This window comes from Thauera sp. (assembly GCF_047601425.1).
In the GTDB taxonomy this organism is placed as follows: Bacteria; Pseudomonadota; Gammaproteobacteria; order Burkholderiales; family Rhodocyclaceae; genus Thauera.
The window spans coordinates 1,211,975-1,233,546 of the sequence record NZ_JASGJL010000001.1; the positions used below are offsets into that span (position 1 = coordinate 1,211,975).

The following is a 21,572-nucleotide window of genomic DNA, read 5'->3' on the forward strand; positions in this document are numbered from 1 at the left end:
CGTCGCGGCTCAGCCCGCCACCGACGCCAGTGTTCTCAAATCTTCGACCACGCGCGACAGCGTGGCGACGAAACGCGCCACCTCGTCCGCCGTGGTCGTGCGCCCCAGGCTGACGCGCACCGCGCCGCGCGCCACCGCCGGATCGACGCCCATTGCCAGCAGTGTATGCGACGGCTCGGGCTGGGCGCTCGAGCAGGCCGAGCCGCTGGCGCAGGCAAAACCCGCACGGTCCAGCTTGCCCACCAGGGTCTCGCCATCGATGTTGTCGAAGGCGAAAAATACCGTATTCGGCAGGCGCTTCGCTGCCCGTGAAAACACGGTGGCGCCAAGCGTGGCCAAGCCTGCCTCGACTTCGCCGCGCAAGCCGGCCAGCCGCTCCGCTTCCGCCCCGCGGCGCGCGGCAGCCTGCTCGCAGGCCAGGCCGAACCCGACGATCGCGGCGACGTTCTCGGTACCGGAACGCAGCCCGCGCTCCTGTCCGCCGCCGGCGATCAGCGGTGCAAGCTCGACCCGCTTGTCCACCACCAGCGCACCCGCACCGAGCGGACCGCCGATCTTGTGCGCCGACAGCGTCATCGCATTGACGCCCAGCGCGCGGAAATCCAGTTCGATCTTGCCCAGCGCCTGCACCGCATCGGTGTGAAACCTGGCGCCCTGCTCGCGCGCTTCGGCCGCCAGCGCGGCAATGTCCTGCAGCACGCCGGTCTCATTGTTGGCCAGCATCACCGATACCAGCGCCGGTTTGGCCTGCAGCGCCACCGCCCAATCGGTGGCGTCGATCACGCCATCCGCGTCAACCGCGATTTCCTTCAGCGCCCAGCCAGCCCGCTGCATCTGCTTCGCCGGCTCCCGCACACAGGGATGCTCGATCGCACTGATGGCCAGCGTGCCTGGCCTCAAACAGGCAGCCGCACCTTTCAGGAACAGATTGTTCGCTTCCGAGCCACCGCTGGTGAAGATAACCTCGGTGGAATGTGCGCCGACCGCTGCGGCCACGCGGGCACGCGCCTCATCGACTGCCGCGCGCGCCTGCCTGCCGTACTCATGCCTGCTCGACGCGTTGCCGAAACGGATCGGCTCGGCAGCCCCCAGCCAGGGCAGCATGGCTTCGCGCACCTGCGGATCAAGCGGCGTCGTGGCGTTCCAGTCGAGATAGACCGGGGCAAAACTCATCCCGCCCCTCAAGCTGCCGCTATTTCGCGCGCTCGCAGGGTGGCGCGGCGGCGGATGTTTTTCAGGACCGCCATGTCGGCATCCGGCTTGATCTGGCGCTCGACGAGCGCACGCAAGGTCACCGAATCCAGATAGGCGTACATGCGTTTGTTCAGATTGGACCACAGATCATGCGTCATGCAGCGCTGCGCATCATGGCAGTTCTGCTTGCCACCACACTGCGTGGCATCCAGCGGTTCATCCACGGCGATGATGATGTCTGCCACCGTGATGTCGTCCATGCCGCGCACCAGGCGATAACCGCCACCCGGGCCACGCACGCTGCTGACCAGATCGTGGCGGCGCAGCTTGCCGAACAATTGCTCGAGATAGGACAGCGAGATCTTCTGCCGCTCGGCAATGCCTGCCAGCGTCACCGGACCGTCGTCCTGGCGTGCGGCCAGATCGATCATCGCCGTCACGGCGAAACGTCCCTTGGTTGTCAATCTCATCGCATCATCTCTCCGAAACCATTGAGCCGCCCGGGCAAGGACACCATGCATCCTGAATACCCGAACGTTTCGGTCAACTATACTTAACCCGACAAAAACGGTCAACTATATGGAGCGCTCACAATGGCTTCAATCCACCATCCGCGACAGACGGGAAGCATCGAAATCGTCCTTTGCCTCGATCGATGAATCGAGTTGCAGGCCTGCGGCCTCGAGCCGGGCGGCCATCGCCTGCAGGCGGCGGTCGGTTTCGACCGCATGATCCAGCAGGCCGTGCAGCGCCTTGGACACGGGGTCGTCCATGTCGCGCGTGACCCCATAGGCACTGAAGCCCATCTGCTCCGCCTTCTGCTCACGTTGCGCATCACGCTCGGCATCGATGACCCTGGCCGGATTGCCGACTGCAGTCGCGCCTGCCGGCACCGGCTTCACGACCACCGCATTCGAGCCGATCTTGGCGCCGTCGCCGACGGTGAAGCCACCCAGCACCTTGGCGCCGGCGCCGACCACCACACCCTTGCCCAGCGTCGGATGGCGCTTGGTGCCGCGGTACAGCGAAGTCCCGCCCAGGGTCACGGCCTGATAGATTGTGCAATCGTCGCCGATCTCGGCCGTCTCGCCGATGACCACGCCCATGCCGTGATCGATGAAGACCCGCCTGCCGATGACCGCGCCGGGATGGATCTCGATGCCGGTGAGAAAACGACTGATGTGGCTGATGAAGCGCCCCAGCCAGAACCATTGCCGACGCCACGCCCCATGAGCAAGGCGATGGAACATCAGCGCATGGATACCCGGGTAACAGGTCAGCACCTCGAACGTGGAGCGGGCTGCAGGATCGCGTTCGCGAACGCTGGCCAGATCTTCACGCAGATAGCTGAACATTTTGAGGCGAACTCCCGGATAAGTTGGACGAAAGGACGAAGCGAGGGAAGTCAGCTACAGCCCGAGGCCGAACCCGAATTCCCGACGATTTTAATCGACTTAGCGACAAACTTGAAACGGCCGCAGCACACTCCATCCACTCCGGCCGTAAACAACAAAAAGCCCGCACTCGGCGGGCTATATGCTTGAATCAACTGCTATTTATGGAGGCGCGACTCGGAATCGAACCGGGGTACACGGCTTTGCAGGCCGCTGCATAACCACTCTGCCATCGCGCCTTTAGGCTTGTGCGGCAAACCGTGGTCTGCCACCAGAATTTTTGGAGCGGGAAACGAGTCTCGAACTCGCGACCTCAACCTTGGCAAGGTTGCGCTCTACCAACTGAGCTATTCCCGCCCGGGAAAGAGCGCCATTATAGGCGGCGATTTCGTGCTGTCAAGCACGGAATATCCTTCCAACCTGCTCCACTACTTTTCGCCCTGCTCGGCCGTCAGCAGCGGAATGGCTCGCTGCAAGTAGTAGCCCATCGACCACAGGGTCAATGCAGCGGCCACGTAGAGCAGCACGTTGCCCAGTGTACGGACGTCGATGGACAGCAGCGGAGCGTCGTACAGCAGCAGCGGGATCGCCGCCATCTGCGCGGCGGTCTTGAGCTTGCCGATGTAGGCCACGGCCACGCTGGCGGACTTGCCGACCCGTGCCATCCACTCGCGCAGCGCAGAAATGGTGATCTCGCGGCCAATGATGATCACGGCGATGATCGCATCGACGCGCGACAGTTCGACCAGCAGGATCAGCGCCGCAGCCACCATCAGCTTGTCGGCGACCGGATCCAGAAAGGCACCGAAGGCCGAGGTCTGGCCGAGCGCGCGGGCGAGGTAGCCATCGAACCAGTCGGTGACCGCCGCAGCGGCAAACAGCAGAGTCGCAACCAGGTTCTTGCCGGGTACGGACAACATGCTGTCCGGCAGGTAGAACACGCCGACGAAGATCGGAATCAGTACGATGCGGGCCCAAGTCAGGGAATTGGGAATATTGAGTGGCATGCCGGTAGAAGAGCCGGGGCTGAAATGAAGATTGGCGCGAGTATATCAGTGCCCCCGCCAGGCTCGGGGAGAGGCATCCCGAGACCGGCCAACAACTGGTTACGGCCTGCAACGGAGCAACTCGCGTAGAGTGCCGCGCATCGCGGCAGCCGCAGCTGTTACAAAAAGCTCATGCCGACAGGCCCGCAACAGAGATCGCCTCGAGCAATCCCATCGGGGTAGGCCATGGCGCAGCAAACAGGCACAATGCTGGCTGCTTCCGCCCCTGCTCGCACGACTTCCCTTCGATGCATCGATGATCAGTTATCCGACCTCGCATCCCGCCCCCGCTGCATCCCCGGCCTGGCAGGCCTTGCTTGCCCATCGCGGGGAAATCGGCGAATGCCGCCTCAAACAACTGTTCGCTGCAGACCCCGCCCGCGCGGCACACATGCAGGCCGAGGCTTGCGGTCTGTTTCTCGACTATTCGAAAAATCTCGCCACCGAAAAAACCTTGTCACTGCTCTATGCCCTGGCACGCGAAGCAGACCTGGCCGGGCAGCGCGCGGCAATGTTCAGCGGCGACCGTATCAACGTCACGGAGAACCGCGCCGTACTGCACACTGCCTTGCGCCGGCCGGCAGACGACCAGGTAATGCTGGACGGCCGCAATGTCGTTGCCGACATCGCGGCGGTGCGCGAGCGTACCTACCGCTTCGCCGAAGCCGTGCGAGACGGCAACTGGCGCGGGTACGACGGGCGCGCCATCACGGATATTGTCAACATCGGCATCGGCGGCTCCGACCTCGGTCCGCTGATGGTCTGCGCAGCGCTGAAACACGACGCCCATCCGCGCCTGCGCATGCATTTCGTCTCGAATGTGGACGGTGTGCAGATCAACGACGTGCTGCGTACGGTCGATCCCGGAACCACGCTGTTCGTCGTCGCCTCAAAGACTTTCACCACCCAGGAAACGCTGACCAACGCTCATACCGCACGCAACTGGCTGATCGAGCACACAGGCAGCGAAGCAGCGATCCCCCGCCACTTCGTCGCGGTATCCACCAATGCCGACGCCGTTGCGAACTTCGGCATCGCCCACGACCACATGTTCGGCTTCTGGGACTGGGTCGGCGGACGCTACTCGCTGTGGAGTGCCATCGGCCTGCCCATCGTGCTGCAGATCGGTGCGACAGGTTTCGACGAACTGCTGGCCGGCGCACACGCCATGGACCGGCATTTCGTCAACGCGCCGTTCGAGCACAACCTTCCCGTGATCATGGCGCTGCTGGGCATCTGGAACGTCGATTTCCTCGGCGCCGCCAGTCAGCTCATCGCACCCTACCACCAGCGCCTGCACCGCCTGCCCGCCTTCCTGCAGCAGCTCGACATGGAATCGAACGGCAAATCTGTCGGAAAAGACGGGCATCCGGTGAATTGCCAGACCAGCCCGGTGATCTGGGGGGAATGCGGCGACAACGGCCAGCACGCCTATTTCCAGATGCTGCATCAAGGCAGCCAGCTCGTCCCGGTCGATTTCATCGGCGTACTGAAACCCGACGCTGGCCTGGAGCACCATCATCGCATCGCCTTTGCCAACATGGTCGCACAGGCCGAAGCCCTGATGTGCGGCAAAGCTGCGGAGGAAGCCGAAGCCGAAATGCGGGCCACTGGCCTCGCCGACGAGCGCATCCGCTCCCTGCTGCCGCATCGCATTTTCCCCGGCAACCGCCCCAGCAATACCCTGCTGATGGAGCGCCTCGACCCCTTCGCCCTTGGCGCGCTGATCGCGCTCTACGAGCACCGCACCTTCGTGCAGGGAGTGATATGGGGCCTCAATTCCTTCGACCAGTGGGGCGTGGAGCTCGGCAAGCAACTCGGCACCCGGGTGCTGGACGATCTCGCCGCCCCCGCCGATCTCCACCACCACGACACCAGCACTGCGGGCCTCATCGCCCTTTACCGCAAGTACACAACACGAGGGCAGCACGGCGGGGAGCCGGCTGCACGACACATGGAGCAGAAACACGCCTGATGAACAGTACGGTTTCCATCAAGTCAGCCGAAGAAATCGCGCTGTCGCGCGCCGCCGGCCACCTGGCAGCCGAAGTGCTGAGCGTCGTGGCGCCCCATGTCAAACCGGGCGTCAGCACCGAAGAACTCGACCGCATCTGCCACGACCACATCGTCGATGTGCAGGGCGCCATTCCCGCCAACATCGGCTACCACGGCTTTCCCAAGACCGTCTGCACCTCGGTCAATCACGTGATCTGCCACGGCATCCCCTCGCCCGCCAAGGTTCTCAAAAAGGGCGACATCATCAACATCGACGTCGCCATCATCAAGGACGGCTGGTACGGCGACACCAGCCGGATGTATTTCGTCGGCGAACCCGGCCCGCTGGCGCGCCGCCTGGTGTACACCACCTACGAAGCGATGGCTGCGGGCATCCGCGCCGTGCGTCCGGGCGCCACGCTGGGCGACGTCGGCCACGCGATCCAGACCGTGGCGCACCGTGAGCACTTTTCCGTCGTCCGCGAATACTGCGGCCATGGCATCGGCAAGATCTACCACGATGCCCCGCAAGTACTGCACTACGGCCGCCGCGGCGAAGGCCTGCGGCTCGAGCCGGGCATGGTGTTCACCATCGAACCGATGATCAATGCCGGCAAGCGCGGAGACCCGGACGCTGGCCGACGGCTGGACCGTCGTCACCAGGGACCACTCGCTGTCAGCCCAGTGGGAGCACATGGTGGCCGTCACGCCGGACGGTTTCGAGGTCCTGACGCCCTGGCCCGAAGGCACGGGCGACTACCCGACGATCTGATCCAGTCCGTCCGCCTGCTAAGATTCGGCCCCATCCGCGCTTATCGGGAGGCCGCCGCCTTCCTCTTGCGCTGCCGAATGCCAGGGCCCCAGACAGCAAGAAATGCAAAAGACATCGCCGCTCACCGAAGCCGAAATCGCCACCCATACGCCGATGATGCAGCAGTACCTGCGCATCAAGAAGCAGCACCCCGACACCTTGCTGTTCTACCGCATGGGCGATTTCTACGAGCTGTTCTTCGACGATGCGGAGAAGGCCGCGCGCCTTCTCGACATCACGCTGACCACGCGCGGGCAATCCAGCGGGCAGCCGATCAGGATGGCGGGCGTACCTTTCCATGCCGTCGAGCAATACCTCGCACGGCTGGTCAAGCTCGGCGAGGCGGTGGTCATTGCCGAGCAGGTTGGCGAGCCCGGCGCCACCAAGGGCCCGATGGAGCGGGCCGTCAGCCGCATCGTCACCCCCGGCACGCTGACCGACGCCGCGCTGCTCGACGACCGCCGCGATGCCTTGCTGCTGGCGGCCAACCTGCATCGTGGCGTGCTCGGCCTGGCCTGGCTGAACCTCGCCAACGGCGACTTCCGCCTGATGCAGTGCCCGACCGAAACCCTGCAGGCGCAGTTCGAGCGCCTGCGCCCGGCCGAAGTGCTGATCCCCGACGGCCTGGCGCTGCCCCTGCTCGACACCCTCGCGCCGACACTGCGCCGGCTGGCCGACTGGCAGTTCGACGCCGCGACGGGCACCCGGCTGCTGACCACGCATTTCGGCACCCGCGACCTGGTCGGCTTCGGCGTCGAAGACCAGCAGGTCGCGCTCGGCGCGGCAGCGGCGCTGTACGACTATGCCCAGGCTACCCAGCGCCAGACACTCGCCCACGTCACCGGCCTCGCCGTCGAGCGTGAGTCCGAATACCTGCGGCTGGACGCCGCCACCCGGCGCAACCTGGAACTGACCGAAACACTTCGCGGCGAAGCCTCGCCGACGCTGCTGTCGCTGCTCGACACCTGCATCACCAGCATGGGTTCGCGCTGGCTGCGCCATGCCCTGCACCATCCGCTGCGCGACCGCAGCGTGCCGGCCATGCGCCAGGCCGCGGTGGCGGAACTGGTGGAAGGTTTTTCCGCCGGCCTCGGCGAAGAGGCGGCCCATCATGGCGACGAGCGCAGCGGCCGCAACACCGCCGCCGTGCGCGCCGCGCTGCGCGGCGTTGCCGACGTCGATCGCATCACCGCCCGCATCGCGCTGCGCAGCGCTCGGCCGCGCGACCTGTCCGCCTTGCGCGAAAGCCTAGCCCGGCTGCCGGAACTGGGCGCCGCGCTGCACGGCTGCGGCACACCGCTGCTGGGCGAGATCCGCGACGCGCTGCAAATCGCCCCCGATGCGCTCGAACTGCTGCAACGCGCGATCGCCGCCGAACCCGCCGCGATGGTGCGCGACGGCGGCGTGATCGCCGCCGGCTACGATGCCGAGCTGGACGAACTGCGCAACATCCAGAACAACTGCGGCGAATTTCTGCTGGCGCTCGAAGCACGCGAGCGTGAACGCAGCGGCATCCCCAACCTGAAGGTGGAGTTCAACCGCGTGCATGGCTTCTACATCGAAGTCAGCCGCGCCAACAGCGAAAAGGTGCCGGACGACTACCGCCGCCGCCAGACGCTGAAGAATGCCGAACGCTACATCACGCCCGAACTGAAGGCTTTCGAGGACAAGGCCTTGTCGGCGCAGGAGCGCGCACTCGCGCGCGAAAAGCTGCTGTACGAGGCGATCCTCGACACCCTGGCCGGCCACATCCCGGTCCTGCAACGCATCGCCCGCGCACTGGCGCTGCTCGACGGCCTCGCCGCCTTCGCCGAAGCCGCGCTGCGCTACGGCTACGTCCGCCCGCGCTTCCGCGACACCCCGGGTGTGGACATCGCCGGCGGCCGCCATCCGGTGGTCGAGCGCCAGGTCGAGAACTTCATCCGCAACGACGCACGCTTGGCGGCCACCCGCCGCATGCTGATGATCACCGGTCCCAACATGGGCGGTAAATCGACCTTCATGCGCCAGGTGGCGCTGATCTGCCTGCTCGCCCACGTCGGCAGCTTCGTGCCGGCGGATGCTGCCGAACTCGGCCCGCTGGATGCGATCTTCACCCGCATCGGCGCCTCGGACGATCTCGCCTCGGGGCGTTCGACCTTCATGGTCGAGATGACCGAAGCCGCCGCCATCCTGCATGGCGCCACCGAGCACAGCCTGGTGCTGATGGACGAGATCGGCCGCGGCACCTCGACCTTCGACGGTCTCGCGCTGGCCGCCGCAATCGCCCGCCAACTGCTGGAAAGGAACCGCAGCCTGACGCTGTTCGCCACCCACTACTTCGAGCTGACCCGGCTCAATGCCGACTACCCCGAGTGCGCCAACGTGCACCTCGACGCCGTCGAGCACGGCCACCGCATCGTCTTCCTGCACGCGCTGGAGGAAGGCCCGGCGAGCCAGAGCTACGGGATCGAGGTCGCCGCGCTGGCCGGCATCCCCGCGCCGGTGATCCGCGACGCCCGCCGCCGCCTGCGCACGCTGGAGAACCGCGAGATCCACGCCGGGCCGCAGGCCGACCTCTTCGCCTCGCTGCCCGAGCCGGAAGCCGAGCCGCTGTCGCACCCGGTGCTGACCGAGCTCGCCGCCCTCGACCCCGATGCGCTGACGCCGCGCGAAGCTCTCGAGCGCCTGTACGCGCTGAAGCGCCTGGCTTCGTGAGCCGAGCATGAACACACCGATCGACATTTCCGAAGAAGCCGGCGTGCGCTACCTGCACTTCGGCTCGGACTGGGTGCAGGGCGCGATGCGCATCCGCAAGCCCAATGCGCTGGAGCTGGCCTACACCCGTGAGATGATGGCCGGCCTGCTGCTGCGCGATGGCCTCGCCGAGGACGCCGGCCATTGGCCGAAGAAGGTACTGATCATCGGCCTCGGCGCTGCCTCGCTGGCGAAGTTCGTCCATCACCACTGCCCGCAGGCGCGGATCAGGGTGGTCGAGATCGCACCTGCGGTGGTGGTCGCCGCGCGCCAGTTCTTCAAGCTGCCGGCCGAGGACGCGCGCTTCTCGATCCACATCGGCTGCGGCGCGCAATACGTGCTGGAAAAGGACGAGAGCTGGGACTACATCTTGGTCGACGGCTTCGACCGCAATGCCCGCGCCGGGGCGCTCGACACCCTGCCCTTCTACCAGGCGGTACGCTCGCGCCTGTCCAGCCAGGGCCTGATGGCGGTCAACCTGTTCGGCCGCTCGCGCGGCTACAAGGCCAGTCTCGAGCGCCTGCAAAAAGCCTTCGACGACCGCGTCGTCGCCTTTCCTTCCTGCGACAGCGGCAATGTCGTCGCCTTCGCCGCCGATGGCGAGCCGATCGAACGCCCGCTGGCCGAGCTGCGCGAGCGCGCCCGCCTGCTTAAAGCTGCAACCGGCCTCGACCTCGGCCCGACGATCACCCGCCTGGAGCAGTCAGGCAGCGTGCCGGGCGGCAGCCTGCTGCTATAGGCCGCCCGGCACGGCAACTCAGGCCGCCGCCGGCTCCTCGGGCGGCAGCCACAGGCACAGCCCCTTGTTGGCCTTGGCAATGTCGGCCAGCACGCTGTCGTGCGCCTGCAGCTCGTCGTCGGAAGCGCGCAGCACCTTCACCGCCACGCGTACCTTCGGTGCGCCACCTGCATCCACGGCGCGGTTGGCAGGCTCGTCGTCCTCGAGCGCCATGATCAGGCTTTCCTGGCCGCGAGTCATCGCCAGATAGACTTCGGCCAGCAGTTCCGCATCCAGCAACGCGCCGTGCAGCTCGCGGTGGCCGTTGTCGATCTCGTAGCGGTCGCACAAGGCGTCGAGCGAAGCCTTCTTGCCCGGGTTCTGCTCCTTGGCGAGCTTAAGCGTATCGATGACGCCTGCGCACAGGCGGTCGAGCTTGTCCCGTCGGAGCAGGCTCAACTCATTGTTCAGGAAGCCGACGTCGAAACTGGCGTTGTGGATGACCAGTTCGGCATCGCGGACGAACTCCTCGAAATCGGCGGCAACCTCGGCGAACTTGGGCTTGTCGGCGAGAAACTCCTCGGTGATGCCGTGCACCGCAACCGCCTCGGCATCGATGCCGCGCTCCGGATTCAGGTAAACGTGGAAATGGCGGCCGGTGAGGTTGCGGTTCAGCAACTCGACACAGCCGATTTCGATGACGCGATCACCGTTGCGCCAATCCAGGCCGGTGGTTTCGGTATCGAGCACGATCTGTCGCATGTTCTTTCCCTTCTTTCAGTTTTTTCTGGCCAGTCTCAGGAGTGGACGGCACCGCCGCTCTTGCGCACGGCATCCACGCCGCGCCGCGCCAGCGCATCCGCACGCTCGTTCTCCACATGGCCGGCATGGCCCTTCACCCACAGCCACTTGACCTGATGCTTTGCCTGCGCGGCGTCCAGCGCACGCCACAGGTCGGCATTCTTGACCGGCTCCTTCGAAGCCGTCTTCCAGCCGCGCGCTTTCCAGCCATGGATCCACTCCGAGATGCCTTTCTGCACGTACTGGCTGTCGGTATGCACTCGCGCCGTCACCGGCCGCTTCAGTGCCTCGAGCGCGCGGATCACCGCCAGCAGTTCCATGCGGTTGTTGGTCGTCGCCGGCTCGCCGCCCCAGATTTCCTTCTCGTGCGCACCCGACCGCAGGATCGCGCCCCAGCCGCCCGGCCCCGGATTACCGCTGCAGGCACCGTCGGTGTAGATATCCACTTCTTCCATCTATGTCGTTTTCCTCGTGCCGCCGTTGCGCTGGGCAACGACGGAAATTCGTTTGGCGGCCGCCTTGCGTTCGCGCCACTTGGGCGTGATCAGGCGCATGCCCTGCACCCGCTTCACGCCATGCATCAGATAGGCCCCGCCCAGCAACGGCCACCAGCGTGCGCCGGCCCGATCCATCCAGCGCAGGCGCTCAAGCCACGGCGCACTGGCCAGGGCCGGAACATGGCAGCCGGACTCGACCTCCTGCACCTCGAAGCCGAGCAGCTTCAGCCAGTCCTTGATGCGCATCGCCGACCGATACTGGCCCCGCCACGGCAGCACGCCGTCCCGACGCGCTGCCAGCCGGCGCAGGCCCCACAGGCTGATCGGATTCAGCCCGCTCAGCACAACGCTCCCTTCAGGCACCAGCACACGCTCCACCTCGCGCAGCACGCGATGCGGGTCGGCGGAAAACTCCAGCACGTGCGGCATCAGCACCAGATCGATGCTCGCGCTGGCGAAAGGCAGCTCGAACTCGTTCGCCAGCACCGCTGCAGCCCCCGAACGGGCGCAGGTGAAGCGGAAAGGCATGCGGTTGGCCGCCAACAGATCCAGCCCGGGCAAGCCGATCTGGACCGCCCGGTAGCCGAAGATGTCCGCCACCATGCGCTCCAGCTCGGTTCGCTCCCATTCGAGCAGGTACTGCCCCGGCGGCGTTTCCAGCCACGCGGAGAGATCGGGCATTGACATCGGCGACCAGACTTCCACAATTCGCGGATGGACATTATCCCTCTTCCCGCCTTCCGCGATAACTACATCTGGCTGATCCGCGACGGCCGCCATGCGCTCGTGGTCGATCCGGGCGATGCCGCACCGGTGCTGGCCTACCTGTCGCACGAAGGGCTGCAGCTTGCCGCCATCCTCGTCACCCACCACCACGCCGACCACGTCGGCGGCCTCGGCGCCTTGCTGGCACATGCATCCGTGCCGGTATACGGCCCGTTCAACGAACGTGTCGAAGGTGTCGGTCATCTGGTGGCCGAAGGCGACACGGTGCGCATCGATGTGCTGGATCTCGAGTTCGACGTGCTCGATGTCCCGGCCCACACCGCCGGCCACATCGCCTATGTCAGCCGCGGCACGCCGCCCCGCGCGCTGTTCTGCGGCGACACGCTGTTTTCCGCCGGCTGCGGCCGGCTGTTCGAAGGCAGTCCGCCTCAGCTTGCCTCAGCACTGGCCAAGTTCGCCGCCCTGCCCGGCGACACCCGGGTGTACTGCGCACACGAATACACCTTGTCCAACCTCGCATTCGCAGCTGCGGCCGAACCGCACAACCCCGAACGCGATGCTTACGCACAGCGCTGCAAAGCACTGCGGGCGGCGAACCGGCCTACGCTGCCGAGTACGATCGGACAGGAGAAAGCGATCAACCCCTTCCTGCGTTGCGATCAGGCGCAGATCCGTGACACCGTTGCCGCCCATTCGGGCATGCCCCCCGCCGACGCCGTTGAATGCCTTGCCGCCTTGCGCGCCTGGAAGGATACGTTCTGAAATTGACTCCCCGTCCCGCCGGTCGATAGACTTGCGGGCCCTATCGTCAGCGGCACAAGGCAGTCGCACGATCATGCCCAGACAGTTCGCCGCCCGCTTCGCCTCGTTCGTTACCAGCCTTGCCTGCATTGGCGCGTTTGCCATCAGCTCGCCCACCCATGCCCAGCAGGCGGCGCATGCAAGCACCGCTTCTCCGCCCGAAGTGGATGAAATCTCCGCTCCCGAGCGTGTGCTCACGCTCGACCTGACCCGCGATGCCAACGACATCTGGGACCGTATCCGCCGCGGTTTCGGCATGCCCGATCTGGACAGCGAACGCGTCGGCGACCAGCAAGCCTTCTACCTCAACCGGCCGGGTTTCCTGAAGCAGGTGTTCTCGCGCGGCGGCCGCTACCTGTACTACATCGTCGACGAACTCGAACGCCGCGGCATGCCCACCGAACTGGCGCTGCTGCCGATGGTCGAGAGCAGCTACAATCCGCTCGCCTATTCCCGCGCCCACGCGTCCGGCCTGTGGCAGTTCATCCCGTCCACCGGCAAGCAGTACAACCTCACCCAGGACAACTGGGTGGATGAGCGGCGTGACGTCATCGCCTCGACCAATGCCGCGCTCGACTACCTCCAGTACATCTACGAGATGCACGGCGACTGGCACCTGGTGCTCGCATCCTACAACTGGGGCGAAGGCTCGGTGCAGCGTGCGCTGAAGCGCAATGCCGAGGAAGGGCTGCCGCTGGAATACAGCCATCTGCGGATGCCGGACGAGACACGCAACTACGTGCCCAAGCTGCAGGCGATCAAGAACATCGTCGCCGAGCCGGAGCTGTTCCATTTCGAACTGCCCTACGTCGCCAACGAGATGCACTTCGTCTCGGTCGATGCGCCGATCGGCGTCGACCTGGCGACCGCGGCGACGCTGTCGGGCATGCCGCTCGACGAGTTCCTTGCGCTCAACCCCGGTTTCAACCGTCCGGTGACGACGATGCCCGGCCAGGCCTTCATCGTCCCCACCGACCGCGCACGCCAGTTGCGCGAAGGTCTGGACGAACTCAAGCGCAGCGGCAAGGGCTGGCGCCTGCATACCGTCGAACAGGGCGAACGGCTGGAGCAGATCGCAGCCCGCCACGACCTGAACGTTGCCGAACTGCGGAAGATCAACGGACTCTCCGGCAGCTCGGTGAGCGCGGGACATACCCTGCTTGTACCCAGCGGCATCGACCCGGACGGCGCCCTGCAGGTCAGCAGCATGCTGCCTTTTGCCGCCGCTGCGACTCGCCAGCAAGGCCTGAAGATCGGTGGTTCGGGAGGCGGGCTCAAGGCCTCTGCCACCGTTCGCACGGCAGCTGGATCGAAAAAAGCCGCGGCCCCGGCGAAACCGGGCACCCGGAAAGCCACATCAAAAACCGCCTCGAAAGCCGCGCCAAAGAAGGCCTCGAAACCCGCGGCGAAAAAAACGCCCCAGGCCAGCAAGGCCAACGCCGCACCCCCACCCGCCAAACCCGCAGCGTCGAAGGCCGCACCCAAGCAGGCAGGCAAACCCGCAGCCAAGGCCAAGCCACCCGCCAGGAAACAGTAGCCGGCCTTCCGGGCTCAATCCCCCAGCCGCGGCCAATGGCAACGGAAGCGATGCCCCTGGCCGAGCTCGGTCACGGGTGGATAGCTGATGCGACAGACATCGGTCGCATGCGGGCAGCGTGGATGGAAATGGCAGCCCGACGGCGGATTCAACGGCGAAGGCAGATCGCTCACGACCGGCACCGCATCGCCGCTGGTTCCGGTTTCTTCGCCGATCCTTGGCACGGCGGCGAGCAAGGCCCGGGTATAGGGGTGAGCCGGCGCACGCAGCACCTTGTCGGCCGGCCCCTGCTCGACGATGCGCCCCAGGTACATCACCGCCACGTCGTCGGCCAGGTACTCGACCACCGCCAGATTGTGGGTGATGAACAGGTAGGCCAGGCCGCGCTCGGCCTGCAGCTCGCGCATCAGGTTCAGCAGCTGTGCCTGCACCGAGACGTCGAGCGCACTCGTCGGCTCGTCGCAGATGATCACCTGCGGCGACACTGCCAGCGCGCGTGCCACCGCGATGCGCTGGCGCTGGCCGCCGGAAAACTCGTGGGGATAACGCCAGCGCATGTCGGCAGACAGGCCGACGCGTTCGAGCAGTTCGTCGACACGCGCCCGGCGAATCTTCGGATCGGCTTCGACGCCGAGGGCGGCCATGCCTTCCTCGATGATGTCGCCGACGCGCATCCGCGGATTGAGCGAAGCGAACGGATCCTGGAACACCATCTGCACCACCCGGCGCATGGCCTGCAGCGCTTCGCCGCGATGCGCGGTGATGTTTTCGCCGCCGAGGAATATCTCGCCGGCTGTCGGCTCGATCAGCTTCAGCGCCGCCTTGCCGACCGTGGTCTTGCCACAGCCGGATTCGCCGACCAGCGCCAGAGTGCGCCCAGGTGCCAGGCTGAGGCTGACGCCATCGACCGCGCGGACATGCCCTGCCGTGCGCCGCAGCAGGCCTTTGCGCACCGGAAAGTGGACGCTCAGATCGTGCACTTCCAGAACCGGCGCAGCCGGGCGGGCCCGCCACGGCATCGCCTCCGGCTGCGTGCCGGCAGGCCGGTGATGCGGCGCGGCCACGCCTTCGTACAGATGGCAGCGCACCATCTGCTCGCCGACGCGGTGCCAGGCCGGCGACTCGTCGTCGCAGCGATCGAAAGCCAGCGCGCAACGCTCGGCGAAACGGCAGCCCGGGAAATCCCGGTCCAGCGTCGGCACCGCGCCGATGGGCGCATCCAGCGGCGCGCCTCTTTTCGCCGCGCCCGGCAAGGCCGCGAACAGCTTGCGTGAATACGGATGGAGCGGCGCGTGGAAAAAGGCCTCGCGCGGCCCGGCCTCGACCAGTTCGCCTGCGTACATCACGCCGACCCGGTGCGCCATGCGCGCCACCACGCCGAGATCGTGCGTGATCAGCAGCATGCCCATGCCGCGCTCGGCCTGGATCCGCACCAGCAGATCGAGCACCTGGGCCTGAATGGTGACGTCGAGCGCCGTCGTCGGCTCGTCGGCAATGAGCAGCTGCGGCTGCCCGGCGAGCGCCATCGCGATCATCACGCGCTGCTTCATGCCGCCTGAAAACTGGAATGGAAAGTCGCGCAGCCGCCGCGCCGGATCGGGTATGCCGACCGCTTCGAGCAAACGACAGGCCTCCGTCTCGGCCTGCGCGCCCTTCACCCCATGCTGGGCCAGCGCCTCGGAAATCTGGGCGCCCACGGTCATCACCGGGTTAAGGCTGGTCGAGGGCTCCTGGAAGATCATGCCGATGCGCCCGCCGCGCACGCTGCGCATCGCCGACTCCGGCAGGCGCAGCAGGTCTTCGCCGCCGAGACGGATCTCGCCACGCTCGATGCGGCCGCCGTCGGGCAACAGCCGCGTCAGCGCGAGCGCGGTCATCGATTTGCCGCAGCCCGACTCGCCGAGCAAGGCGAAAGTCTCGCCCGCGGCGATCATCAGATCCACGCCGTCCACCGGCCGCGCCGCGACGGCGCCACCGCGGTCGATGGCGACGGCGAGGCCGGAAACGGACAGGAGCGGCACGGCACCGCCGGGAGAAACAACGGCTGGCGCGGAAAGCTTCATTGCTGGCGTGGTCTGGCTAGGTCCGGGCCCGTGGCCGCAGACCGAAAAAAGGCCGCTGACGCGGCCTGGACACGATCAATGGTGATGTCCGCCCGCGCCGTGGACGTGGCCGTGCGAGATTTCTTCGGCGGAGGCTGCGCGCACTTCGGCGATGGTGACGTCGAACACCAGCGCAACGCCGGCCAGCGGGTGGTTGCCATCGACCACGACCTTGCCGTCGGCGATGTCGGTGATGCGGTAGATGATGTCATCCTCGCCGTCGTCGGAGGTGCGCTCGAAGCTCATGCCGACTTCGATGTTTTCCGGAAACAGCTTGGCGTCCTCGACCAGGATCAGTTCCTCGTCGTAGTCGCCGAAGGCGTCTTCCGGCTGCAGCTTGACCTGGAAGCTCTCGCCGACCTTCTTGCCATGCAGGGTTTCTTCCAGCACCGGGAAGATGCCGTCGTATCCGCCGTGCAGATACACCAGCGGGTGCTGGCCATCGTCGATGACGGCGCCGTCCGTGTCACGGACGGTGTAGTTGAGCGTCACGACGCTATTTTTCACGATTTCATTCTGCATTGTCGGCTTCCAGTTTCTTGACCAGTTCAAAAACCGCGGCCGCATGGCCACGGGGTGCTACATCATAGAACGCATGGCGGATCACGCCCCGTTTGTCGATGATGAAGGTCGAGCGCCGCACGCCCATCTTCTTCACGCCATCGACCTCCTTCTGCTGCCACACGCCATACAAGCCACAGACTTCCTTCTCGGTATCCGACAGCAGGCGGATCGACAGGCCCTCCTCGTCGCGGAACTCGGCGTGCGTCATGCAATCGTCAGGACTCACGCCGACCACGACGCAGCCGTGGCGGGCAAATTCGTCCTCGTGATCGCTGAAATCGGCCGCCTGCAGCGTGCAGCCCGGCGTCCGGTCGCGAGGATAGAAATAAAGAACCACATGATGCCTGCCCTGCAAGGATGCGAGATCGAAGACCTCCATGTCCGCATCGGGCAGGGAAAACGGGGGGGCGGTATCTCCGCTTTGCAGCATGGGCTCTCCCTGACGTGAGGCGGATTCTAGCCGAGACCCCCGGCGAACTCTACCGGGGCCGGGCTGGGATTCCGGTTGGGGCTGGACGAACATGGCACTCTCCTCCCTCTCTGTTTCTCTGTTTTATATTCTGTAACCGGAATCATAGATGCCCCCGGAGCGTCCGGCCACAAGCCGCGGGCCAAAGCCTGTGTACTATTCGCGCACTTGCGTCCTGCGCACGCCGCACGCATCCGGCCGCTGCAGCGTGGACAGGGGGCTCGAAGCCAACGCCGAAACTCCACCCAAGGCGGTTCCGTGATCTTCGCCCAGGCGGGTGGCGAGCGCATCGACGCGCCGCAGCTGATGAACATGGTGATCGGCGGCAAGACGCCGATCTTCAGCACACCAATACACCAAGGCACGCAGGCTGTGCGGATCAGCGGAACAGCCTGCGTGGAACCCACCACAGATAAAAGACCATGCCGAACAGCTCGACCAGGGATTGCACCACGATCACCACCGCAGCCGTCTCCCAGCCCGCTGGCAGAGCCAGCGCGAAAGGCAGCACGACGAAGGAGTTGCGCGTACCCAGGCTGAATGCGAGGGTGCGCGCCTGATCGGTCGGCAGGCCGAACAGGCGGGCCAGCAGCTTAGCGATCAATGCAACCGCCACCAGGAAAAACGCGCATAGCGGCACAACCGCCGGCAGCACGTCCAGCGTGCCAAGCACGACGCTCGCCTGTGCGCCGGCAATCAGGAACACCACCAAGGCGAGCAGCGGCACCGGCAGCCACGCCAGGCTTGAGCGGACGACTTCCCGTTCGCGCTTCGCCTCGATCCAGCGTTCCGAGATTGCTGCCAGCAGCAACGGCAGCACCACGACGGCGACCGCAGACCACATCTCGACGGACTCGAACGCGCCGGCAAGCTCGGCTCCCGCCATCAGCCACAGATAGACCGGCAACAGCAGCAGTTGCAGCAGCAGATTGACCGGGGTCACGGCAATGGCACGCAGCACGCTGCCACCGCCCAGTTGCGTGAAGGTGATGAACCAGTCGGTGCATGGCACGAGCAGCACCAGCAGAATGCCCAGCCTCAAGGCCGGGTCGGGCGGCAAGCATTGGACGAGCAGACCGACCAGCGCGGGGACGAGAACGAAGTTGCCCAACAGCACCGCCGAGATGAATCGATGGTCGCGCAGCGACGCCCCCAGATGCAGCAGGGGCACTTGCACGAAAGTCGCGTACAGCAGCAGCACCAGGCTCGGCCACAACAGCAGTTCGAGAAAGGAAGCCGTATCGGGCCGCACACTGCCGAGCAGCAAGCCAAGCAGGATCGCGGCCAGGTAGATCCAGACCTGATTGCGTTCAAGCGTCATTCGATGCACTGGTTTGCTCCATGGTCTGCCATCTCCTGCTCGTCTGAGGAGCACCGAAACTGTGGCTTGCCTGAAAAAAATGCAAGACGGGATTGGGCGGACAAGTCATTGATCAGCGTATCCGGGCAGAGGAATCGCTCGCCATCCACGAATAGCATTGGCATCAGGACGATTCTGAAATCCTGAGCGTCTTTATCAACAGCTCATACAGGCCATCCACGGCCTTCGAACCGCGTGAAGCCGTGCTCCGGTACGCCGACACTTCCATCGGCTCCAGCGGCCCCAGACCATGGGCGCTGCCCAGGATTTCCAGATGAGCCGGCGCACTGCAACGAGTCAGAGCGGCGACGGCCAGGCCACTCTCGACTGCGGCGATCTGCCCCGCCAGGCTCGAGCTGTTGTAGAACCACCCTGTAGCGGCGCCCCTGCAAGCCCAGCGAATTGATCGCGCTTCGCCTCGCCAGGCTCGAGCTCTCATAGACCGCGATGGGCAGAGGATCACGCCGCCAGGCATCGAACTGGGGCGATCCGACCCACACCATCGGCTCATGGAACAGCAAGGTACCGCGCCGGGCATGGTCCCGCGAAATCAGCGCCAGATCCAGTTCCCCCCTTTCGACCCGGGGGATGAGGGATGTCGATTGCTCGCAGTCCAGCTCGATCTCCACATTGCCGTGTCTTGGCGCGAAGCGTTTGAGGACTGGCGTAAGGTAGGTGGCAGCGTAGTCATCCGGAACCCCAAGCCGCACGCGGCCTGCCAGTTCCTCGCCATGAAAGGCCGTCTGAGCTTCGGCATGCAGATCGAGGATGCGCCGCGCGTAACCCAGCAGAACCTGCCCGTCGGGCGTCAGTTGATGCTGCCGCGGGCCGCGCACCAGCAGTTGCCGCCCGACCGCGGCTTCCAGCTTCTTGAGCTGCATGCTCACCGCCGACTGCGAACGATGCAGTTCCGGCGCGGCGCTGGACAGCGAGCCTGCATCCACGACTGCGACGAAGCACTTGAGCCAATCGACCTGCAGGTCCGGGTAGCTCATCTTGGCCCTTTCTATTCGGTTTTCGGATGACAGATAGCAGAATTATGCGCTTTTCGTCACGCCCTGCCTGGCGCATGCTGCCGGCCTGCATGCACTTCCGGCCACTTGCGGCCACCGCACGCAATCCATGCCACACACGTGAAGGAGGCCTGATTTGACGAGCAATGCTGCAAAGGCATACGAACCCGACCGCCACGAAATATGGTCCGGCTTCAGGCAGTTGCTGCCGATCTCCCTTTTCGTCGTCGTCTTCGGCCTGGCCTTCGGTCTTGCCGCGACGCAATCGGGGCTGGATGGCACCTCGATCGTCATCATGAGCACGCTGGTCTTTGCCGGCGCGTCGCAGTTCGCCGCACTGGACCTGTGGGGCGCGCAGGTACCGCTGATCCCGCTGGCCATCACCGTCCTTGCCGTCAACGCCCGCCACCTGCTGATGGGCGCCACGCTTTATCCCTGGCTTCGCCATCTGCCGCCGGCGAAACGCTACGGCATGATGCTCGTCGTCACCGACGCCAGCTGGGCGATGTCCATGCAGGCATTCGCACGTGGCGAATCGGGCATGGGGCTGTTGTTCGGCGGCGGCATCGCCCTCTGGCTGGCCTGGATACTGGGCTCCTGGCTGGGCCTTTATTTCGGCAACGCCATTCAGGACCCGGTGCGCCTCGGCCTGGACATGGTGATGGGCTGTTTCATGCTGGCGATGGCGATCGGTGGCCAGAAGAACCTGCGCATGTTCGCCATCTGGACAGTGGCTGCGGGGTCATCGCTGCTGGCCTGCCGCTATCTGCCGGAGAACAGCCATGTCGTCGTCGGCGCCCTGGCCGGCGGCCTGCTGGGCGCGATCTGGATGGAGAAAAAACCGTGAACATCGAGACATCGACCGCCGGCACGCTGATCATCATCCTGGTGATGGCCGCGGTGACGCTGGCCACCCGCTGGGGCGGGATCTTCGTCATGTCCTTCGTGCCCATCGGCCGCAGGGTTCAGCATTTCATCAGCGCCATGTCCGGCTCGGTGCTGGTGGCGCTGCTGGCACCGCTGGCTGTGAATGGCGACACCGGCGCGCGGCTGGCCTTGCTGGCCACCGCCGCGACGATGCTGCTGCTGAAGAAACCCCTGCCTGCGATCGCCGCTGGGATCGTCACGGCGGCCTTGTTCCGGCGGTTTTTCTAGGTTCGCCCCTGGTTCATCAGCCAAACAGCCTTATCCAGGCGAATCGCCCACCTCGATCCTGTGATTCCTGAGCCTGCTTCCCCCTGGCGCTGGGACCAGAAGTCAGGATGGTTCGAACGTGTCATTCAACACACCATCCAGCAAAAAAACATGGCCACACTCGGGGCAGACAAGATAATTGTCCGTGGCAATGCAGGCGTGATCGTAGCGATCCAGCATCACCGGCGTATGGCAACCCGGACAGTTCAGATGTGTAGGGCTTTTCATCATGACGTTTCCTCTTATACTGTATTTTCGTACAGCATCCAGAAAGGAGCAAGCTCATGAGGCGCCGAGACGTTGACCTCGAACTGCTGGACATCGACGACTCCATGGTCCAGCGCTGGCTCGAGACCCTGCAGCAGGAGCTGCCCTGGCTCGCCTCCAGCGCCGGCGTGAAGCCCTCTCCATCCTTGCTCAAGGCAGTTGGAACGAAGGCCTACATCAAGGCCGGCAACCTGCTCGAACTCACCGCCGAAGGCAGCTTCGGTAATCGAAGGTCGATCGTGATCGAGGGCGGGAACTGGTCGTGGCGCTGAGCCAGGCGGCGCTCGAGCCGTCAGTCGGCTTTCACGCCTCGCTCCTTCCATTCACGCTCGTCGCGGGGCTGCCCG

General features: G+C 65.4%; 21 protein-coding genes, 2 tRNA genes and 1 pseudogene. 9 read left to right on the plus strand and 15 right to left on the minus strand.

Annotated elements, in window-relative coordinates; all coding sequences use genetic code 11:
- Window positions 1-9: 9 nt before the first annotated feature.
- The 6 genes from QM748_RS05835 to pgsA all read right to left on the minus strand — a co-directional run bounded on the left by QM748_RS05835 (window position 10) and on the right by pgsA (window position 3,595).
- Window positions 10-1,173: a cysteine desulfurase family protein gene (locus QM748_RS05835; protein WP_415246093.1), complete on the minus strand. Its 1,164-nt coding sequence runs from the start codon at window positions 1,171-1,173 to the stop codon at window positions 10-12.
- A gap of 8 nt (window positions 1,174-1,181) precedes the next feature.
- A complete protein-coding gene (gene iscR, locus QM748_RS05840; protein ID WP_415246094.1) occupies window positions 1,182-1,664 on the minus strand; it encodes a Fe-S cluster assembly transcriptional regulator IscR in 483 nt (160 codons plus the stop codon).
- Between the two features lie 129 nt (window positions 1,665-1,793).
- Window positions 1,794-2,549, minus strand: coding sequence for a serine O-acetyltransferase (gene cysE, locus QM748_RS05845; protein WP_415246095.1), 756 nt, complete (start codon window positions 2,547-2,549; stop codon window positions 1,794-1,796).
- 204 nt (window positions 2,550-2,753) lie between these two features.
- A tRNA-Cys gene (locus QM748_RS05850) sits at window positions 2,754-2,827 on the minus strand.
- 42 nt (window positions 2,828-2,869) lie between these two features.
- Window positions 2,870-2,945: transfer RNA gene (locus tag QM748_RS05855), tRNA-Gly, on the minus strand.
- Window positions 2,946-3,016: 71 nt separating this feature from the next.
- Entirely contained in the window at window positions 3,017-3,595 is a 579-nt protein-coding gene (gene pgsA, locus QM748_RS05860) for a CDP-diacylglycerol--glycerol-3-phosphate 3-phosphatidyltransferase (protein WP_415246096.1), read from the minus strand.
- Window positions 3,596-3,890: 295 nt separating this feature from the next.
- Between pgsA and pgi the strand changes: the two genes are divergently transcribed.
- The 4 genes and pseudogenes from pgi (at window position 3,891) to QM748_RS05880 (ending at window position 9,915) form a co-directional block, all read left to right on the plus strand.
- Window positions 3,891-5,609 carry a glucose-6-phosphate isomerase gene (gene pgi / locus QM748_RS05865; RefSeq protein WP_415246097.1) on the plus strand — a complete coding sequence of 573 codons (1,719 nt, stop codon included), beginning with the start codon at window positions 3,891-3,893 and terminating at the stop codon, window positions 5,607-5,609.
- Window positions 5,609-6,401: pseudogene (gene map / locus QM748_RS05870) on the plus strand (type I methionyl aminopeptidase). The gene pgi and the pseudogene map overlap by 1 nt, the downstream one beginning before the upstream one ends.
- Before the next feature lie 102 nt (window positions 6,402-6,503).
- Window positions 6,504-9,137, plus strand: coding sequence for a DNA mismatch repair protein MutS (gene mutS / locus QM748_RS05875; RefSeq protein WP_415246098.1), 2,634 nt, complete (start codon window positions 6,504-6,506; stop codon window positions 9,135-9,137).
- 7 nt (window positions 9,138-9,144) lie between these two features.
- Window positions 9,145-9,915: a spermidine synthase gene (locus QM748_RS05880; RefSeq protein WP_415246099.1), complete on the plus strand. Its 771-nt coding sequence runs from the start codon at window positions 9,145-9,147 to the stop codon at window positions 9,913-9,915.
- An 18-nt stretch (window positions 9,916-9,933) separates the two neighbouring features.
- Here the strand turns inward: QM748_RS05880 and dnaQ are convergent, their stop codons facing one another.
- From dnaQ to QM748_RS05895, 3 genes are read right to left on the minus strand one after another with little or no spacing between them, the layout of a single operon-like run.
- Window positions 9,934-10,656, minus strand: coding sequence for a DNA polymerase III subunit epsilon (gene dnaQ / locus QM748_RS05885; protein ID WP_415246100.1), 723 nt, complete (start codon window positions 10,654-10,656; stop codon window positions 9,934-9,936).
- Window positions 10,657-10,691: 35 nt separating this feature from the next.
- The gene (gene rnhA / locus QM748_RS05890; protein ID WP_415246101.1) at window positions 10,692-11,150 is read right to left on the minus strand and encodes a ribonuclease HI; all 459 of its coding nucleotides are present in this window, start codon (window positions 11,148-11,150) and stop codon (window positions 10,692-10,694) included.
- Window positions 11,151-11,879 carry a class I SAM-dependent methyltransferase gene (locus tag QM748_RS05895; RefSeq protein ID WP_415246102.1) on the minus strand — a complete coding sequence of 243 codons (729 nt, stop codon included), beginning with the start codon at window positions 11,877-11,879 and terminating at the stop codon, window positions 11,151-11,153.
- 27 nt (window positions 11,880-11,906) lie between these two features.
- Between QM748_RS05895 and gloB the strand changes: the two genes are divergently transcribed.
- On the plus strand, window positions 11,907-12,680 hold the full coding sequence (gene gloB, locus QM748_RS05900; protein ID WP_415246103.1) for a hydroxyacylglutathione hydrolase: 774 nt from the start codon (window positions 11,907-11,909) through the stop codon (window positions 12,678-12,680).
- A 73-nt stretch (window positions 12,681-12,753) separates the two neighbouring features.
- Window positions 12,754-14,256 carry a transglycosylase SLT domain-containing protein gene (locus QM748_RS05905; RefSeq protein WP_415246104.1) on the plus strand — a complete coding sequence of 501 codons (1,503 nt, stop codon included), beginning with the start codon at window positions 12,754-12,756 and terminating at the stop codon, window positions 14,254-14,256.
- A gap of 14 nt (window positions 14,257-14,270) precedes the next feature.
- Here the strand turns inward: QM748_RS05905 and QM748_RS05910 are convergent, their stop codons facing one another.
- The 5 genes from QM748_RS05910 to QM748_RS05930 form a co-directional block, all read right to left on the minus strand.
- The gene (locus tag QM748_RS05910; RefSeq protein WP_415246105.1) at window positions 14,271-16,319 is read right to left on the minus strand and encodes a dipeptide ABC transporter ATP-binding protein; all 2,049 of its coding nucleotides are present in this window, start codon (window positions 16,317-16,319) and stop codon (window positions 14,271-14,273) included.
- Between the two features lie 75 nt (window positions 16,320-16,394).
- Window positions 16,395-16,880, minus strand: a complete 486-nt coding sequence (locus QM748_RS05915) for an FKBP-type peptidyl-prolyl cis-trans isomerase (RefSeq protein ID WP_415246106.1) — start codon at window positions 16,878-16,880, stop codon at window positions 16,395-16,397.
- The gene (locus QM748_RS05920; protein WP_415246107.1) at window positions 16,870-17,352 is read right to left on the minus strand and encodes a peroxiredoxin; all 483 of its coding nucleotides are present in this window, start codon (window positions 17,350-17,352) and stop codon (window positions 16,870-16,872) included. The genes QM748_RS05915 and QM748_RS05920 overlap by 11 nt, the downstream gene beginning before the upstream one ends.
- A gap of 418 nt (window positions 17,353-17,770) precedes the next feature.
- Window positions 17,771-18,712, minus strand: coding sequence for an arsenic resistance protein (locus tag QM748_RS05925; RefSeq protein ID WP_415246108.1), 942 nt, complete (start codon window positions 18,710-18,712; stop codon window positions 17,771-17,773).
- Window positions 18,713-18,915: 203 nt separating this feature from the next.
- Entirely contained in the window at window positions 18,916-19,746 is an 831-nt protein-coding gene (locus QM748_RS05930; protein ID WP_415246109.1) for a LysR family transcriptional regulator, read from the minus strand.
- A 154-nt stretch (window positions 19,747-19,900) separates the two neighbouring features.
- On the opposite strand from QM748_RS05930, the gene QM748_RS05935 reads away from it, so the two are divergent.
- Both QM748_RS05935 and QM748_RS05940 read left to right on the plus strand, forming a co-directional pair.
- A complete protein-coding gene (locus QM748_RS05935; protein WP_415246110.1) occupies window positions 19,901-20,611 on the plus strand; it encodes an AzlC family ABC transporter permease in 711 nt (236 codons plus the stop codon).
- Complete coding sequence (locus tag QM748_RS05940; RefSeq protein ID WP_415246111.1) at window positions 20,608-20,919, plus strand: AzlD family protein; 312 nt, start codon at window positions 20,608-20,610, stop codon at window positions 20,917-20,919. Before QM748_RS05935 ends, QM748_RS05940 begins: the two co-directional genes overlap by 4 nt.
- A gap of 102 nt (window positions 20,920-21,021) precedes the next feature.
- Here the strand turns inward: QM748_RS05940 and QM748_RS05945 are convergent, their stop codons facing one another.
- Window positions 21,022-21,189 carry a hypothetical protein gene (locus tag QM748_RS05945; RefSeq protein WP_415246112.1) on the minus strand — a complete coding sequence of 56 codons (168 nt, stop codon included), beginning with the start codon at window positions 21,187-21,189 and terminating at the stop codon, window positions 21,022-21,024.
- 53 nt (window positions 21,190-21,242) lie between these two features.
- On the opposite strand from QM748_RS05945, the gene QM748_RS05950 reads away from it, so the two are divergent.
- The gene (locus tag QM748_RS05950) at window positions 21,243-21,497 is read left to right on the plus strand and encodes a hypothetical protein (RefSeq protein ID WP_415246113.1); all 255 of its coding nucleotides are present in this window, start codon (window positions 21,243-21,245) and stop codon (window positions 21,495-21,497) included.
- The last annotated feature ends 75 nt before the right edge of the window (window positions 21,498-21,572 follow it).

Coding starts and splice junctions, on each gene's coding strand:
- rnhA (WP_415246101.1), bottom strand. CDS start 11,150: ATGGAAGAAGTGGATATCTACACCGACGGTGCCTGCAGCGGTAATCCG.
- QM748_RS05925 (WP_415246108.1), bottom strand. CDS start 18,712: ATGACGCTTGAACGCAATCAGGTCTGGATCTACCTGGCCGCGATCCTG.
- pgsA (WP_415246096.1), bottom strand. CDS start 3,595: ATGCCACTCAATATTCCCAATTCCCTGACTTGGGCCCGCATCGTACTG.
- QM748_RS05835 (WP_415246093.1), bottom strand. CDS start 1,173: ATGAGTTTTGCCCCGGTCTATCTCGACTGGAACGCCACGACGCCGCTT.
- QM748_RS05945 (WP_415246112.1), bottom strand. CDS start 21,189: ATGATGAAAAGCCCTACACATCTGAACTGTCCGGGTTGCCATACGCCG.
- mutS (WP_415246098.1), top strand. CDS start 6,504: ATGCAAAAGACATCGCCGCTCACCGAAGCCGAAATCGCCACCCATACG.
- pgi (WP_415246097.1), top strand. CDS start 3,891: ATGATCAGTTATCCGACCTCGCATCCCGCCCCCGCTGCATCCCCGGCC.
- QM748_RS05930 (WP_415246109.1), bottom strand. CDS start 19,746: ATGAGCTACCCGGACCTGCAGGTCGATTGGCTCAAGTGCTTCGTCGCA.
- cysE (WP_415246095.1), bottom strand. CDS start 2,549: ATGTTCAGCTATCTGCGTGAAGATCTGGCCAGCGTTCGCGAACGCGAT.
- QM748_RS05880 (WP_415246099.1), top strand. CDS start 9,145: ATGAACACACCGATCGACATTTCCGAAGAAGCCGGCGTGCGCTACCTG.
- iscR (WP_415246094.1), bottom strand. CDS start 1,664: ATGAGATTGACAACCAAGGGACGTTTCGCCGTGACGGCGATGATCGAT.
- gloB (WP_415246103.1), top strand. CDS start 11,907: ATGGACATTATCCCTCTTCCCGCCTTCCGCGATAACTACATCTGGCTG.
- dnaQ (WP_415246100.1), bottom strand. CDS start 10,656: ATGCGACAGATCGTGCTCGATACCGAAACCACCGGCCTGGATTGGCGC.
- QM748_RS05895 (WP_415246102.1), bottom strand. CDS start 11,879: ATGTCAATGCCCGATCTCTCCGCGTGGCTGGAAACGCCGCCGGGGCAG.
- QM748_RS05915 (WP_415246106.1), bottom strand. CDS start 16,880: ATGCAGAATGAAATCGTGAAAAATAGCGTCGTGACGCTCAACTACACC.
- QM748_RS05910 (WP_415246105.1), bottom strand. CDS start 16,319: ATGAAGCTTTCCGCGCCAGCCGTTGTTTCTCCCGGCGGTGCCGTGCCG.
- QM748_RS05905 (WP_415246104.1), top strand. CDS start 12,754: ATGCCCAGACAGTTCGCCGCCCGCTTCGCCTCGTTCGTTACCAGCCTT.
- QM748_RS05920 (WP_415246107.1), bottom strand. CDS start 17,352: ATGCTGCAAAGCGGAGATACCGCCCCCCCGTTTTCCCTGCCCGATGCG.
- QM748_RS05950 (WP_415246113.1), top strand. CDS start 21,243: ATGAGGCGCCGAGACGTTGACCTCGAACTGCTGGACATCGACGACTCC.